Source organism: Herbaspirillum sp. SJZ107 (assembly GCF_006715485.1).
Classification (GTDB): Bacteria; Pseudomonadota; Gammaproteobacteria; order Burkholderiales; family Burkholderiaceae_D; genus Telluria.
Window position 1 is genome coordinate 1 of record NZ_VFNH01000009.1, and the last position, 14,156, is coordinate 14,156.

Below are 14,156 nucleotides of genomic sequence, written 5' to 3' on the forward strand. Positions count from 1 at the left end.
GTGAACATTTGATAATTTAAGTAATCAGCTGAACTAGTCAGCTGGCACCTTCATCAAACGCCCACACTTATCGACTGTTAATTTTTAAAGAACTTTGTTCTGTACTGCCTTGCTGCGTTTGCGAATCGTTTTGTTCGTCAGCAGCAGAGAAGTGAGATTATGCAGTGTTTCGCTTAACTCGTCAACCCCGTCTTTTTCTTCAGCGCTTTCGGACTTGCCGAAAATTCAAACACAACTACTTGATTTCGTTGCCGTTTTACTGCGCTGCAGAAGCAGGACGCGAACTATAGCAAAGCCCGACGGTGTTCGCAAGGCCAGGCGCCATGCTATCGTTGCCCGGTTCATTAACTCTACAACACACCTGCATGAGCGCTTTCCATATCGTTCCCACCGCCAATCCCACCCTCGCGGCCCGGCTCGACGCTGCCATCGACAATAAAACCAAACCGCTCGGCAGCCTGGGAACGCTGGAACGCCTCGCCAGACAGATGGGACTGATCCAGGAAAGCATGGCCATCTCGGTCGACCGGCCGGCGATCCTGGTGTTTGCAGGCGATCACGGCGTGGTGGCGGAAGGCGTGTCGGCCTATCCACAGGACGTCACCTGGCAAATGGTCGAGAACTTCCTGTCCCAAGGGGCTGCCATCAACGTGTTCGCGCGCCAGAACGATTGCGCCCTGCACATCGTCGATGCCGGCGTCGCCCACGAATTCGGCCCGCGACCGGGCCTGATCGACCGCAAGATCGCCGCCGGTACCCGCAACTTCGCCCAGGCGCCGGCCATGAGCGACGCCCAGTGCGCCAGCGCGATCGGCGCCGGCGCCGCGCTGGTGGCCGAGCTGGCGGGTAACGTGATCGGCTTCGGCGAAATGGGCATCGGCAACACGACCGCCGCCGCCGCCCTGATGCACAAGCTGGCCGGCATCCCGGTCGCGGAGTGCGTCGGCGCCGGTACCGGGCTGTCGGCGGACGGCGTATTGCACAAGCAGCGCGTGATCGAAGCCGCCGCGGCGCTGCACGCTACCGCCGCCGATCCGCTCGACGTGCTGGCCGCCTTCGGCGGTTTCGAGATCGCGATGATGACCGGCGCCATGCTGCAGGCGGCGCAGCAGCGCAAGGTACTGCTGATCGACGGCTTCATCGTGACCAGTGCCCTGCTGGTCGCGGCGCGCATCGAGCCGGCGATCCTCGATTACTGCGTGTTCGCCCACTGCTCGGACGAAGCCGGCCACCGCCGCATGCTCGATGCACTCGGTGCGAAGCCGCTGCTGCAGCTCGGCCTGCGCCTGGGCGAAGGGACCGGCGCCGCGCTGGCCCTGCCGCTGCTGCACGCGGCCGCCAACTTCCTCAACCAGATGGCAACCTTTGCCTCGGCCAGCGTCAGCGAACAAACCGGCAAGAACGCCGACAACTGAACCCATGCAGCAGATCCGCCTCTTCTTCATCGCGCTGCAATTCTTCACCCGCCTGCCGATCCCTGCCTGGGTCGGCTTCGAAGCGAGCTGGCTGCAGCACGCGTCGCGCTACTTTCCGCTGGTCGGCTGCGTGGTGGCGGCCATCGCCGCCGCCGTCTACTGGGCGGCAGCGCTGGTGCTGCCGGCGCCGGTGGCGGCAGTGCTGTCCACTGCCGCCTCGATCTACGCCACCGGCGCCTTCCATGAAGACGGCTTCGCCGATACCTGCGATGGCCTCGGCGGCGGCATGACACGGGAACGGGTGCTGGAGATCATGAAGGATTCGCGGGTCGGCGCCTACGGTGCGATCGGCATCGTCTGCATGCTGGCCGCCAAGCTCTCGAGCCTGGCGATGCTGCCGCCGCAGGCGGCGATCGCGGCCCTGTTCCTGGCCCACCCGCTGTCGCGCCTGGCGGCGACCTCGCTGATCTGGAAGCTCGAGTACGTGCGCGGCGAGGGCAAGGCCAAGCCGCTGGCCCAGCAGATGACGACCGCCGAATTCGCGATCGCCGCGGCGACGGCCCTGCTGCCTGCTGTTGTGCTGCTCGCCGCCGGCCTCACCTCCCCTGCGGCAGTGACCGGCGCCCTGCTGGCGGCGCTGGCGGCAGCGCTGTGGCTGGGCCGCAAATTCGTGCGCCGCCTCGGCGGCTACACCGGCGACTGCCTCGGCGCCGTACAGCAGGTGGCGGAAGCCCTCATCTATATGACGGTGCTGGCCACGCTCGGCCACGGTGCCTGGACTGCCGCGTGAAGCTGCACCTGGTCCGCCATCCGCAACCGGACGTCGCAGCCGGCCTCTGTTACGGCGCGACCGATGTCCCGGCCGCCGTGGCCGAACTGGCGCGCGTGCAGGCGATGCTGGAAGCGCAAGGCTTGCCCGGCCGCCTGCCGGTGTACGCCAGCCCGCTGCAGCGCTGCGCCCTGCTGGCGCGCCGCCTGCAGCCGGCCAGCCTGCACATCGATGCACGCCTGGCCGAGATGGATTTCGGCCGCTGGGAGATGCGTCCCTGGTCCGACATCCCGCGCGGCGAAGTCGACGCCTGGGCTGACGACCTGCTCCACCATCGGCCCGGCGGCGCCGAGAACGTCCTCGACGTCGCACGCCGCGTGGCCGGCTTCGTCGACACCCTGAAGGCCGGTGCCAGTGCCGACGGGGGCGCGGAAGCACTGGTGATCTGCCATGCCGGCACCATCCGCCTGCTGCTGGCGATGCAGTCCGGCCTGCCCCTGGAACAGGCCGCGCTGCAGGCCGCCGCCACGCCGCACCGCATCGGCTATGGCGAGATTCTGATGCTGGAGTTCTGACAAGGCGCCGGCGCGACCGTATAATGACGCCGTTTTGGTGCTCGCGCCTGTGCTCACAGGTGCAGTTAAACGGGAAACACGATGCTCGCGAAGAGTTGAACGTGTGCTGCCCCCGCAACGGTAAGCAAGTGCCGCGTCATGGATGCGGCAACCGTCCTCATACACCACTGTGCGTAAGCATGGGAAGGTCGGACGGCCATACTTGCCAGCCCGGATACCGGCCAAAAGGTGGAAGCGCGCCGGCATGCCGTGGCGCTTCTGTTCAATCTGGCCGGCGGGGACGCCGGCTGGTTGTCCAACCAAGAACGACCATCATGCACCACCGAGTTCGACGGCAAGCCGCCGCATTGGCCCTTGCCCTTTCTGCCCCCGCCGCCTTCGCCGCGCCCGATCCTGCAACCGATTCGGCGCCGGAGACCGTCGTCGTCACCGCCACCCGCACGCCCGCGCGTGCCGACCAGGTCATCGCCGACACCACCGTCATCGGCCCCGACGAGATCGCGCGGGCAGGCGCCGGCTCGGTCGCCGACGTGCTGGCGCGCCAGCGCGGCATCGAGATCGTCCGCAACGGCGGTCCGGGCGCCAGCACCAGCGTGTTCCTGCGTGGCGCCAACAGCAACCAGGTCGTGGTCCTGATCGACGGCGTGCGCATCGGCTCCTCGACCAGCGGCGCGGCCAGCTGGAATGCGATTCCGCTGTCGGCCATCGATCACATCGAAGTCGTCTACGGTCCCCTGAGCACCCTGTACGGCGCGGATGCGATCGGCGGCGTGGTCCAGATCTTCACCCGTAAAAGCGCCGGCGCGCCGCAACTGGACGCCAGCGTCGGCGGCGGCAGCTACGGCACCCGCCAGTACGATGCCGCCATCCATGGCGCGAGCGGCATCGTCAGCTACGCATTCGGCACCGCCCACGAGGAAGCGGACGGCTTCTCCGCGACCCGCCCCGGCGCATTCGGCTACAACCCGGACGACGACGGCTACAGCCGCAACAGCGCCAACGGCCGTATCGCGGTGCGGCTGGCCGACGGCATCGACGCCGGCGTCCAGTTCCTGAAGAGCCGCCTGCGCGCCCAGTACGACAACGGTGCAGCCGCCTTCGACGCCCGCAACTTCCAGGACATCGACAGCTACGCCGCCTTCCTCGACGGCCGCATCCAGCCCGACTGGCGCAGCAGCCTGCAGTGGGCGCGTTCCAACGACAGGCTGGGCAACTTCGGCGGCGCCGCGCCCGCGGACGCCAGCCAGATCAACACGCGCCAGGATGAAATCACCTGGCACAATACGTTCGCCATCGGCGCCGACACCCTGCAGCTGCTGGCGGCCCACCGCAAGGAATCCGTGCTGTCCACCTCCGGCGCCGCCACCCCGGCCAGCCCCCCGAGTCCGTTGAACGGCAGCCGCGTCACCAACTCGGTGGCGGCGTCCTACGACCTGCGCCGCGGCAGCCACCTGGTCGACCTCAGCGCGCGCAACGACCACTCGGTGTATGGATCGAAAACCACCGGCGCGGCCGGCTATGCCTACGAATTCAGCCGCCGGCTGCGCGCCAGCGCCAGCGTCGGCACCAGCTTCCGCGCGCCGACCTTCAACGAACTGTATTACCCCAACTACGGCCTGGCCACCAACAAGCCGGAACAGGGCCGCAATGCCGAAGCCGCGCTGCGCTACCAGGCATCGGGCAGCGAACTGCAGGCCGGTTACTACCGCAACCGCCTGACCGACATGATCGTCACGGTCAACCCCTGCCCAAGCCGGACCGGCAGCTGCGCCTACAACGTCAACCACGCGCTGCTCGAAGGCTGGACGCTATCGGCCGCCAGCCGGATCAAGGGTGTCGACCTGCGCGCCAGTGCCGATTTCCAGGACCCGCGCGACGAGACCACCGGCAAGCAGCTGGCCCGGCGCGCACGCCGTCACGTCAACCTCAGCGCCAGCCACACGACCGGCCGGCTGGAGAGCGGCATCGAACTGCAGGCATCCGGCCAGCGCTTCGACGATGCCGCCAACCGGAACCGCCTCGGCGGCTACGGCCTGCTGAACTTGACCACTACCTGGCGTTTCAATCCCGACTGGTCGCTGCTGGTCCGCCTCGACAACGCGGCCGACAAGCGCTATGAACTGGCGCGCAACTACGGCACCGCCGGACGCAGCTGGTTCGCGGCCCTACGCTACGGAATCCGCTAATCCACTTCCAACCGTACCGCATGCATCCTGCCCAAGCCCGTCCCACGCGTTCATTGCCCCAGCGCGCCTTCCTGATCGTCGGCGCGCTGCTGCTCGCGGCCGTCGCCAGCCTGCTGGTGGCCGGCATGACGGGCTCGATCGCCATCGCACCGGGCGAGCTGCCGGCTGCGCTGGTCCAGGTGCTGCATGGCCGGAGCGACTCGATGGCGGCGACGCTGCTGGAACTGCGCGCCGGCCGCGCCCTCACCGCCTTCGTCACCGGCGGCGCGCTGGCCCTGGCCGGCGTGATGATGCAGGCGCTGCTGCGCAACCCGCTGGCCGACCCTTATATATTAGGGATCTCGGCCGGCGCCTCGGTCGGCGCCCTGCTGGCGCTGCTGCTGATGTGCGCCGCGGCCACGGTCGACGCGGCGGCGCTGGCCGGCGCCGTCGGCGTGGCCATGCTTTTGTATCTGTTCGCGCGGCGCGACATGCGCGGCGGCGCGGCTCTTGATTCTGGTACCTCGATGCTGCTGCTGACCGGCGTGATCCTGTCGTCGAGCTGCATGGCGCTGGTCACGCTGATGCTGTCGATCGCGCCCGAGGGCCGGCTGCGCAGCATGGTGTTCTGGATGATCGGCGACCTGGCCGGCGCGCCGGTGCGGGCGCTGCCCTGGATCGTGCTCGCTGGCGCCCTGCTGTATGCGCTGCGCAGTGCGCGCGCGATGAACGTGGTCGCCCTCCACGCGGACAACGCCGGCACCCTCGGCATCCGCGTCGGCGCGCTGCGCAAGGGCCTGTTCTTCGTGTCCGGCCTGCTGACCGCCAGCGCGGTGACCAGCGCCGGCTCGATCGGCTTCATCGGCCTGATCATCCCGCATGCCTGCCGCTTCGCCTTCGGCCCCGACCACCGCGTGCTGATCCCGGCCGCGGTGCTGGGCGGCGGCAGTTTCCTGGTCCTGTGCGACACGCTGGCACGCACCGTGGTGGCGCCGACCCAGCTGCCGGTGGGCGCGATCACGGCCCTGATCGGCGCGCCGGTCTTCCTCTATCAACTGCACCAGCTGCGCAAATGACGATCACCACACGACAACTCGCACTGCGCGCCGGCGGCCGCACCCTGGTGCAGGGCCTGGACTGGCAGGTAGGGCAAGGGGAATGCTGGAGCATCATCGGCCGCAACGGTGCCGGCAAGAGCACGCTGCTGCGCACGCTGGCCGGCCTGCGTGCGCCCGAAAGCGGCGCGGTCGAGATCGACGGCACGCCGGTCGCCTCCTGGAAGCTGGAAGACCTGGCCCGCCGCCGTGCCTACCTCGCGCAGTCGCGCCACGACGCCTTTGCCTACAGCGTGATCGAGACCGTGCTGTCGGCGCGCCACCCCTACCACGGCAACCGCTACTGGGAAGGCAGCGACGACCACGCAGTCGCGATGCAGGCGCTGGCGGCGATGGAGGTCGACCACCTGGCGGCGCGCGACGTGCGTACGCTGTCCGGCGGCGAGCGCCAGCGCGTGGCGATCGCGGCCCTGCTGGCCCAGGACACGGCGCTGCTGCTGCTCGACGAGCCGGCCAATGCGCTCGACCTGGCGCACCAGGTGCAGGTGATGGGCCTGCTGGCGCGCCTGTGCCGGCAACAGCACAAGACCGTCATCATGATCGGCCACGACCTGACGCTGGCGCACGGCATCTCGAGCCACGCCCTGCTCCTGACAGGCGACGGCCGCTGGTATGCCGGCCCGGTCGCCGACGCCATGCAGGCCGCGCGCCTGAGCGACACCCTCGGCCACCCGATCGAGACGATCGAACACGGCGGCCGCCGCATCTTCATTCCCCGGGAGACCAACCATGACTGAGCCGACCGACGACACCAATCCGGATACGAATCTGGACATTAATGAGCGCCATCGCCTGCGCATGGAGCGCAAGAAGGCCGTCATCGACGCCAAGATCGCTTCCGCCGACAAGCAGGTCGGCATCATCATCGTCAACACCGGCAACGGCAAGGGCAAGAGCTCGAGCGCCTTCGGCATGGCGGCGCGCGCGCTCGGCCACGGCATGAAGGTCGGCGTGGTCCAGTTCATCAAGGGCGCCATGGCGACCGGCGAAGAACAGTTCCTGCGCCGTTTCCCGGACGAAGTCAGCTTCCATGCGATGGGCGAAGGCTATACCTGGGAAACCCAGAACCGCGAGCGCGACATCGTCAAGGCGCAGCAGGCCTGGGAGATGGCACGCTCTTTCCTGCGCGATCCGGCCTATGGCCTGGTGGTGCTGGACGAACTGAATATCGCACTCAAGTACCGCTACCTCGACGTGCACGCCGTGATCGCCGACCTGCTCGACCGTCCGGTGATGCAGCACGTGGTGGTGACCGGCCGCGCCGCGCCGCAGGAACTCATCGACGTGGCCGACACCGTCACCGAGATGAACGTGGTCAAGCACGCCTTCAAGGCCGGCATCGCGGCCCAGGCCGGGACGGAGTGGTGATGGGCACCCAAGGCGCACGTGTGGTGATGGTCGCGGCGATCGCATCCGGCCAGGGCAAGACCACGATCACCGCCGCCCTGGCGCGCCGCTTCCGGCGCAGCGGGCAGACGGTGCGGGTGCTGAAATGCGGCCCCGACTTCATCGACCCGATGCTGCTCGAACGCGCCAGCGGCGCGCCGGTGCACTCGCTCGACCTGTGGATGGTGGGGCCGGAACTGTGCCGCCGGCGCCTGGCCGCCGCCGCGGCCGATGCCGACGTGGTGCTGATCGAAGGCGTGATGGGCCTGTACGACGGCAAGCCGTCCGCAGCCGACCTGGCGCGCGAATTCGGCATTCCGGTGCTGGCCGTGATCGACGCCGGCGTCATGGCGCAGACCGCGGGTGCGGTGGTGCTGGGCCTGCGCGACTACGGCCCCGTGCAGCTGGCTGGCGTGGTCGCCAACCGCGTCGGCAGCGAAGGCCATGCGCGCATGGTGGCGGAGTCGCTGCGCGACATCCCTTTATTGGGCACGCTGCCCAAGCAGGCGCGCCGCCTGCCCGAACGCCACCTCGGCCTGGTGCTGCCGGACGAAGTCGGCGACATCGATGCACTTCTGGATGCGCTGGCCGACGAACTCAAGTTCGACGACGCGGCCTGGGACGCCATGCCGCCGCAATCCTTCGACGACAGCCCCCTGCCGCCGGCGCCGATTTCTCCGCTGCTGGCCGGGAAGACGGTAGCGATCGCGCGCGACGCCGCCTTCTGTTTCCTGTATCCGGCCAACCTCGACACGCTGCGCGCGCTCGGGGCGCAGCTGGCCTTCTTTTCGCCGCTGGCGGACCAGCCGGTGCCGGACGGCGCCGACGCGGTCTACCTCCCCGGCGGCTATCCCGAACTGCACGGTGAAACGCTGGCGCAGGCGCAGCACTGGCAGGCATCGATCCGCGCCGCGCACGCCGCCGGCCGCCCGATCCTGGCCGAGTGCGGCGGCATGATGACGGTGGCGGAATCGATCACCGACAAGCACGGCCACGCCTGGCCGATGGCCGGCCTGTTGCCGGGAAAGGTGAAAATGCAGGGACGCCTGGCCGGGCTGGGTGCACAAGGCATGCCGACCGCTGCCGGCGTGCTGCGCGGCCATACCTTTCATTATTCACGCCTGGAGACGGCGCCCCCGGCGGCCGCGCACGCGGTCAAGCATCCGTCCGGCGCCGAGGGCGAAGCGCTGTACCGCAGCGGTTCGCTGACCGCATCGTATTTCCACGCCTTCTTCGCCTCCAATCCGGAAGCCGCGGCAACCCTGCTGCTGGGAGCACAAGCATGAGCCGTACCTTCGTCTTCGGTGGAGCCCGTTCGGGCAAGAGCGCGCTGGCAGAACGCCTGGCGCAGGCATCCTGCAAGGAGGTCATCTATCTGGCGACCTCCCATGCCGGCGACGACGAGATGGCCGCGCGCATCGCCCGCCACCAGGAACGCCGCCCGCCGCACTGGCGGACCGTCGAGGAAGCGACCGCGCTGGCCGCCACCCTGCGCCGCCTGTGCACGCCGGAGCGCATCGTGCTGGTCGACTGCCTGACCCTGTGGCTCAGCAACCTGATGTTTTCCGCGCACATGGACTATCCGGAAGTCGGACCGATCGACCTGACGCCGCTGTTCACCACCGAGCGCGCGGCGCTGCTGGACTTCCTGGATGAGCCGGCGGCGGGCGAAGTCATCTTCGTGTCGAACGAGGTCGGCATGGGCATCGTGCCCTACGGCGCGGTCTCGCGTGCCTACGCCGACGAAGCGGGCCGCCTGAATCAGGACGTGGCGGCGCGCTGCGAGCGCGTGCTGTTCGTCGCGGCCGGCCTTCCGCTGGCGCTGAAAGGACCGCCGTGCTGAGCGGGCTGCCTCCCTTGAGCCTGGCCCTGCTGCTGGTGGCCGGCATCGCACTCGATCTGCTGCTGGGCGAGACGCCGCGCTGGCATCCGCTGGTCGGCTTCGGCAACCTGGCCGGCGCGCTGGAGCGGCGGCTGAACAAACGCCTGGGCTGGCGCATCGGGCGCGGTGCCCTGGCCTGGGCGCTGGCAGTGCTGCCGCTGACGCTGATCGCTGCCGCCCTGTGCCGCCTGCCTGGGCCGGCGGGGCTGGCCGTGCACGCGGCGCTGCTGTACCTGTGCCTCGGCCTGCGCAGCCTGCGCGACCACACGCTGCCGATCGGCGCGGCACTCGCCGCGGGCGACCTCGATCGCGCGCGCTGGCTGACCTCGCACATCGTCAGCCGCGACACCAAGCAGGCCAGCGAAGCGGAGCTGGCCAAGGCCGGCGCCGAGTCGCTGCTCGAAAACGGCAACGACGCGGTGTTCGGCACCCTGTTCTGGTTCCTGGTGGCCGGCGGCGCCGGGGCGGTGTTGTTCCGCCTGGCGAATACCCTGGATGCGATGTGGGGCTATCGCAACGAGCGCTACAACCTGTTCGGGCGGGTGGCGGCGCGCATCGACGACGTCCTGAACTACGTGCCGGCGCGCCTGACCGCGCTGTCCTATACCCTGCTGGCGTCGAGATCCGGCCGGCTGCGGGGCCAACTGCGCGCCTGGCGCTGCTGGCGCACCCAGGCGCCGCAGTGGAGCAGCCCGAACGCCGGCCCGGTGATGGCCAGCGGCGCCGGCGCGCTCGGCGTCACGCTGGGCGGGGCCGCGGTCTACGACGGCGAAGTCGAACTGCGGCCGGTGCTCGGCAGCGGTCCGGCGGCCGGTGCGGCCGACATCGAACGTGCCTGGCGCCTGGTGTGGCGCACCACGCTGCTGTGGCTCGCCATCGCCCTGCCCGGCGCGCTGCTGGCCGGAGGCCTGCATGCTTGAACACGGGGGCAAGCTGCGCGAGGCGATGCAGCGCTACGGCGGCAGCGACTGGATCGACCTCTCGACCGGCATCAATCCGGTCGGCTACCCGGCCCCGGCGCTCAGCCCGGATGCGTGGCAGCGCCTGCCCGAGCCCGACCCGGCACTGGTGCGCGCCGCCTGCGCCTATTACGATGCTCCCGGTCTGCTGCCGGTCGCGGGCACCCAGGCCGCGATCCAGGCCCTGCCGCGCCTGCGCGCACCGGCGCGCGTGAGCGTATCGGCACCCTCGTATGCCGAACATGCCCACCACTGGTCGCGCCACGGCCACGTGCTGCGCCAGGTGCCTTACACTGCACTGGATGCGGCGGTGCGCGACAGCGACGTGGTGGTAATCGTCAATCCGAACAACCCGACCGGCGCGACGGTCCCGCCCGGCCAGTTGCTGGCATGGCATGCGCAGCTGGCCGCGCGCGGCGGCTGGCTGGTGGTCGACGAAGCCTTCGGCGACACCGCGCCTGCACTGAGCATTGCCGCATACGCCGAGCAGCCCGGATTGATCGTGCTGCGCTCGGTCGGCAAGTTCTTCGGCCTGGCCGGCCTGCGGCTCGGCTTCGTCGCCGCGGCGCCCGCCCTGCTGGCGCAGCTGGAAGACCTGCTGGGACCGTGGGCAGTCAGCGGTCCCGCCCAGGAGATCGCGCTGGCGGCGCTGCGCGACCGCGCCTGGCAGCAGGCCACGCAAGCGCGGCTGGCGCGCGACGGCGAGCGCATGCGCGCGCTGCTCCCCGGCGCATCCGGCACGCCGCTGTTTCACTGGTGGGCGCAAGCACAGCCCGAAGCATTTCATGAACACATGGCGCGGCGCGCGATCTGGGTCCGCCTGTTCCGCGATGCTGCGCGCGGGATCCGGATCGGCCTGCCTGCCACGGAAGCGCACTGGCAGCGCCTCGAACAAGCATTGAGAGATTGGAATCAGCGATGAAAAACTGGATAGTCGTAGCCGCGCTGGCGGCCTGCGTTTCCGCCCACGCAGCCGTCACCGTCAAGGACGACGACGGTAATACGGTCACCGTACAGAAGCCGGCGCAGCGCGTGATCTCGCTGGCGCCGCACGTGACCGAGCTGCTGTTCGCGGCCGGCGGCGGCAGTCACGTGGTCGGCGTGGTCGCCTACAGCGATTTTCCGGAAGCCGCCAAGCAGGTGCCGCAGGTCGGGTCCAATCGCGAACTCGACCTCGAGCGCATCATCGCGCTGAAGCCCGACCTGTTCGTGGTCTGGCGTCACGGCAGTTCGGAGCGCCAGATCGAGATGGTGCGCAAGCTCGGCGTTCCGGTCTACCACAGCGAACCGCACAGGCTCGAGGACATCCCGGCCAGCCTGCTCAAGCTCGGGCAATTGATGGGTACCGACGCAGTGGCGCGCCCGGTCGCCGCGGACCTGAGCCGCCAGCTGGCCAGCCTGCGCGCCAAGTACGCGAACCGCGCGCCGGTGCGCAGTTTTTACCAGGTGTGGGACAAGCCGCTGTACACGCTGAACGGCGAGCATATCGTCAGCGACGCGCTGCGCCTGTGCGGCGGCGAGAACGTCTTCGCCAGACTGCCGGTCACCGCGCCGGTGGTCAGCGTCGAGGGCGTCCTGCAGGAGAACCCGGAGGCGATCTTCGCCACGGCGGAAAAGAACTACGGCGGCGTCAGCATGTGGAAGCCCTACGGCAGCCTGACTGCGGTCCGCAACGACAACCTGTTCACGATCGACGGCAACCTGCTGAACCGCTCCGGTCCGCGCATGATTGCAGGTGCGGCGATGCTGTGCGAGAAGCTGGAGCTGGCGCGCACACACCGTACGAAATGAGCGCATTTCCCTATTCGACCCTGATGGTGCAGGGCACCACCTCGGATGCCGGCAAGAGCACCGTGGTGGCGGCGCTGTGCCGGTTACTGCGCCGTCGAGGCATCCGCGTGGCGCCGTTCAAGCCCCAGAACATGGCGCTGAACAGCGCGGTGACGAGCGACGGCGGCGAAATCGGGCGCGCCCAGGCGCTGCAGGCGATCGCTGCCGGCATCGCGCCGCATACCGATCTCAATCCGGTGCTGCTCAAGCCGTCCAGCGACACCGGCGCCCAGGTCATCATCCACGGCCGGGTGCGCGCCGACATGAATGCGCGCGACTACCACCAATATAAAAGCGTGGCGATGGGTGCCGTGCTCGAGTCGCATACGCGCCTGCGGGCCCAGTACGACACCGTGATCGTCGAGGGTGCCGGCAGCCCGGCCGAGATCAACCTGCGCGACCGCGACATCGCCAACATGGGTTTTGCTGAACGCGTGGACTGCCCGGTCGTGCTGGTGGCCGACATCGACCGCGGCGGCGTGTTCGCCCACATCGTCGGCACGCTGGCCTGTCTGTCGCAGAGCGAACGCGATCGCATCGTCGGCTTCGTCATCAACCGCTTCCGCGGCGACGTCAAGCTGCTGGAACCCGGACTCGATTGGCTGGAAAGCCAGACCGGCAAGCCGGTGCTGGCAGTGCTGCCCTACCTGCACGGCCTGTACCTGGATGCCGAGGATGCGGTGCAGGCAGTGACGCCGCGCGCCGGCGGTTTCCGCGTGGTCGTGCCGAGCTACCCGCGCATGAGCAACCACACCGACTTCGATCCGCTGCGCGCGCATCCGGACGTCGACCTGCGCTTCGTGCGCGCGGGCGAGACGCTGCCGGGCGCCGACCTGATCATCCTCCCCGGCAGCAAGAACACGCGCGGCGACCTGGCCTGGCTGATGGGGCAAGGCTGGCAAGAACAGATCCGGCGCCATCTGCGATATGGCGGCAAGGTGATCGGCGTGTGCGGCGGCTTCCAGATGCTGGGGCGCCATGTCGACGATCCGGATGGGGTCGAGGCAGCTGCCGGACGCTCGGCGGGACTCGGTTTGCTGGACTTGCAAACGACGCTGACCCGCGACAAGCGGCTGGCGCAGGTCAGCGGCAGTTGCTTGTTTTCTGGCGCTGCGAGCGGCGCGACGGTCGGCGGCTACGAGATCCACATGGGCGTATCGGAGGGCGCGGCGCTGGCCCGGCCGGCATTCGAGATCGACGGCCGCGGCGAAGGCGCCTGTTCGGACGACGACCAGATCATCGGTACCTACCTGCACGGCTTGTTCGACGACGCACAAGCTTGCGCTGCCTTGCTGCGCTGGGCCGGACTGCACAGCGACGCGGCCGTCGACAGTGCGGTGCTGCGCGAAGCAAGCCTGGACAGGATTGCGGATGCAGCCGAACCTCTGTTGAATCGACTGCTCCAGACGGGATCGGCGGACACATAGACGAGTGCTATCGGATCAGTAAATTCATTTCATTTCACGTCGTAGATGAGAACGAATATCATTTACCTCGACAATGAATTTGGAGCATTCGATGGCAGTAGCACGCAAGACCAGTCAAATCCTTACCCACCTGGCGATCGGTTTCGCCATCACGTATGCGGTCACCGGATCGGTGATGCTGGGCGGCCTGGCGATCCTGATCGAACCCCTGCTGAATGTTTTACTCGTGCCTTTTCACGAGCGGGCCTGGGAACGCCGAGTGCAGTCCGCTGCGGCCGGACAGCGGCTCATGGTCGTGACTCTGGAAAAGATCAGCCTGACTGCAATGCACATGGGTGTTGCGTTCACGGTGATGTTTTTCGCGACCGGTTCGATGGCCTTCGGCGGCCTGGCAGCCATTCTGGAACCGGTATGCAATGTGCTGCTGATGCCTTTTCATGACAAGTTGTGGGACAACCTGGAATCGGGGCAAACGGTGCGCACCGCGTAATGGCAGTGGTTTTTCAAACGTTATAAAGCAAAAAACCCCACTCAGCTCGCTGAGTGGGGTTTTGCATTACTACTTTACTTACTGCTATTAATTAGCCTGACGATAACCTACTTTCACACTGGTTGCAGCACTATCATCGGCGC

At 68.2% G+C, this 14,156-nt stretch carries 14 protein-coding genes and 1 riboswitch; all 14 genes read left to right on the forward strand.

The window, feature by feature from the left end; translation table 11 throughout:
* Nucleotides 1–365: 365 nt before the first annotated feature.
* The 14 genes from cobT (at nt 366) to FBX97_RS29285 (ending at nt 14,013) form a co-directional block, all read left to right on the forward strand.
* Complete coding sequence (gene cobT / locus FBX97_RS29220; RefSeq protein WP_141839477.1) at nt 366–1,415, forward strand: nicotinate-nucleotide--dimethylbenzimidazole phosphoribosyltransferase; 1,050 nt, start codon at nt 366–368, stop codon at nt 1,413–1,415.
* 4 nt (nt 1,416–1,419) lie between these two features.
* Nucleotides 1,420–2,205: an adenosylcobinamide-GDP ribazoletransferase gene (locus tag FBX97_RS29225; RefSeq protein WP_141839479.1), complete on the forward strand. Its 786-nt coding sequence runs from the start codon at nt 1,420–1,422 to the stop codon at nt 2,203–2,205.
* Complete coding sequence (locus tag FBX97_RS29230; protein WP_141839481.1) at nt 2,202–2,759, forward strand: histidine phosphatase family protein; 558 nt, start codon at nt 2,202–2,204, stop codon at nt 2,757–2,759. Before FBX97_RS29225 ends, FBX97_RS29230 begins: the two co-directional genes overlap by 4 nt.
* Before the next feature lie 18 nt (nt 2,760–2,777).
* Nucleotides 2,778–3,000, forward strand: a riboswitch (cobalamin riboswitch).
* Nucleotides 3,001–3,073: 73 nt separating this feature from the next.
* Complete coding sequence (locus FBX97_RS29235; protein ID WP_141839484.1) at nt 3,074–4,945, forward strand: TonB-dependent siderophore receptor; 1,872 nt, start codon at nt 3,074–3,076, stop codon at nt 4,943–4,945.
* 20 nt (nt 4,946–4,965) lie between these two features.
* Nucleotides 4,966–6,000 carry an iron ABC transporter permease gene (locus FBX97_RS29240; RefSeq protein ID WP_141839486.1) on the forward strand — a complete coding sequence of 345 codons (1,035 nt, stop codon included), beginning with the start codon at nt 4,966–4,968 and terminating at the stop codon, nt 5,998–6,000.
* Entirely contained in the window at nt 5,997–6,776 is a 780-nt protein-coding gene (locus FBX97_RS29245; protein WP_141839488.1) for an ABC transporter ATP-binding protein, read from the forward strand. Before FBX97_RS29240 ends, FBX97_RS29245 begins: the two co-directional genes overlap by 4 nt.
* Complete coding sequence (cobO, locus tag FBX97_RS29250; RefSeq protein ID WP_141839490.1) at nt 6,769–7,407, forward strand: cob(I)yrinic acid a,c-diamide adenosyltransferase; 639 nt, start codon at nt 6,769–6,771, stop codon at nt 7,405–7,407. Before FBX97_RS29245 ends, cobO begins: the two co-directional genes overlap by 8 nt.
* Complete coding sequence (locus FBX97_RS29255; RefSeq protein ID WP_255517683.1) at nt 7,407–8,711, forward strand: cobyrinate a,c-diamide synthase; 1,305 nt, start codon at nt 7,407–7,409, stop codon at nt 8,709–8,711. The genes cobO and FBX97_RS29255 overlap by 1 nt, the downstream gene beginning before the upstream one ends.
* A complete protein-coding gene (gene cobU / locus FBX97_RS29260; protein WP_141839493.1) occupies nt 8,708–9,268 on the forward strand; it encodes a bifunctional adenosylcobinamide kinase/adenosylcobinamide-phosphate guanylyltransferase in 561 nt (186 codons plus the stop codon). Before FBX97_RS29255 ends, cobU begins: the two co-directional genes overlap by 4 nt.
* The gene (gene cbiB, locus FBX97_RS29265) at nt 9,262–10,227 is read left to right on the forward strand and encodes an adenosylcobinamide-phosphate synthase CbiB (protein WP_141839495.1); all 966 of its coding nucleotides are present in this window, start codon (nt 9,262–9,264) and stop codon (nt 10,225–10,227) included. Before cobU ends, cbiB begins: the two co-directional genes overlap by 7 nt.
* Nucleotides 10,220–11,188, forward strand: a complete 969-nt coding sequence (cobD, locus tag FBX97_RS29270) for a threonine-phosphate decarboxylase CobD (RefSeq protein WP_141839497.1) — start codon at nt 10,220–10,222, stop codon at nt 11,186–11,188. The genes cbiB and cobD overlap by 8 nt, the downstream gene beginning before the upstream one ends.
* A complete protein-coding gene (locus tag FBX97_RS29275; protein WP_141839499.1) occupies nt 11,185–12,057 on the forward strand; it encodes a cobalamin-binding protein in 873 nt (290 codons plus the stop codon). The genes cobD and FBX97_RS29275 overlap by 4 nt, the downstream gene beginning before the upstream one ends.
* Nucleotides 12,054–13,523, forward strand: coding sequence for a cobyric acid synthase (locus tag FBX97_RS29280; protein ID WP_141839501.1), 1,470 nt, complete (start codon nt 12,054–12,056; stop codon nt 13,521–13,523). Before FBX97_RS29275 ends, FBX97_RS29280 begins: the two co-directional genes overlap by 4 nt.
* Before the next feature lie 91 nt (nt 13,524–13,614).
* Nucleotides 13,615–14,013, forward strand: a complete 399-nt coding sequence (locus FBX97_RS29285; protein WP_141839502.1) for a DUF2061 domain-containing protein — start codon at nt 13,615–13,617, stop codon at nt 14,011–14,013.
* Nucleotides 14,014–14,156 lie beyond the last annotated feature (143 nt).

Bases quoted from the DNA above. Each gene is read 5' to 3' on its own strand.
- cobT (WP_141839477.1), top strand. From the start codon at position 366: ATGAGCGCTTTCCATATCGTTCCCACCGCCAATCCCACCCTCGCGGCC.
- FBX97_RS29225 (WP_141839479.1), top strand. From the start codon at position 1,420: ATGCAGCAGATCCGCCTCTTCTTCATCGCGCTGCAATTCTTCACCCGC.
- FBX97_RS29235 (WP_141839484.1), top strand. From the start codon at position 3,074: ATGCACCACCGAGTTCGACGGCAAGCCGCCGCATTGGCCCTTGCCCTT.
- FBX97_RS29240 (WP_141839486.1), top strand. From the start codon at position 4,966: ATGCATCCTGCCCAAGCCCGTCCCACGCGTTCATTGCCCCAGCGCGCC.
- FBX97_RS29245 (WP_141839488.1), top strand. From the start codon at position 5,997: ATGACGATCACCACACGACAACTCGCACTGCGCGCCGGCGGCCGCACC.
- cobO (WP_141839490.1), top strand. From the start codon at position 6,769: ATGACTGAGCCGACCGACGACACCAATCCGGATACGAATCTGGACATT.
- FBX97_RS29255 (WP_255517683.1), top strand. From the start codon at position 7,407: ATGGGCACCCAAGGCGCACGTGTGGTGATGGTCGCGGCGATCGCATCC.
- cobU (WP_141839493.1), top strand. From the start codon at position 8,708: ATGAGCCGTACCTTCGTCTTCGGTGGAGCCCGTTCGGGCAAGAGCGCG.
- cobD (WP_141839497.1), top strand. From the start codon at position 10,220: ATGCTTGAACACGGGGGCAAGCTGCGCGAGGCGATGCAGCGCTACGGC.
- FBX97_RS29275 (WP_141839499.1), top strand. From the start codon at position 11,185: ATGAAAAACTGGATAGTCGTAGCCGCGCTGGCGGCCTGCGTTTCCGCC.
- FBX97_RS29280 (WP_141839501.1), top strand. From the start codon at position 12,054: ATGAGCGCATTTCCCTATTCGACCCTGATGGTGCAGGGCACCACCTCG.
- FBX97_RS29285 (WP_141839502.1), top strand. From the start codon at position 13,615: ATGGCAGTAGCACGCAAGACCAGTCAAATCCTTACCCACCTGGCGATC.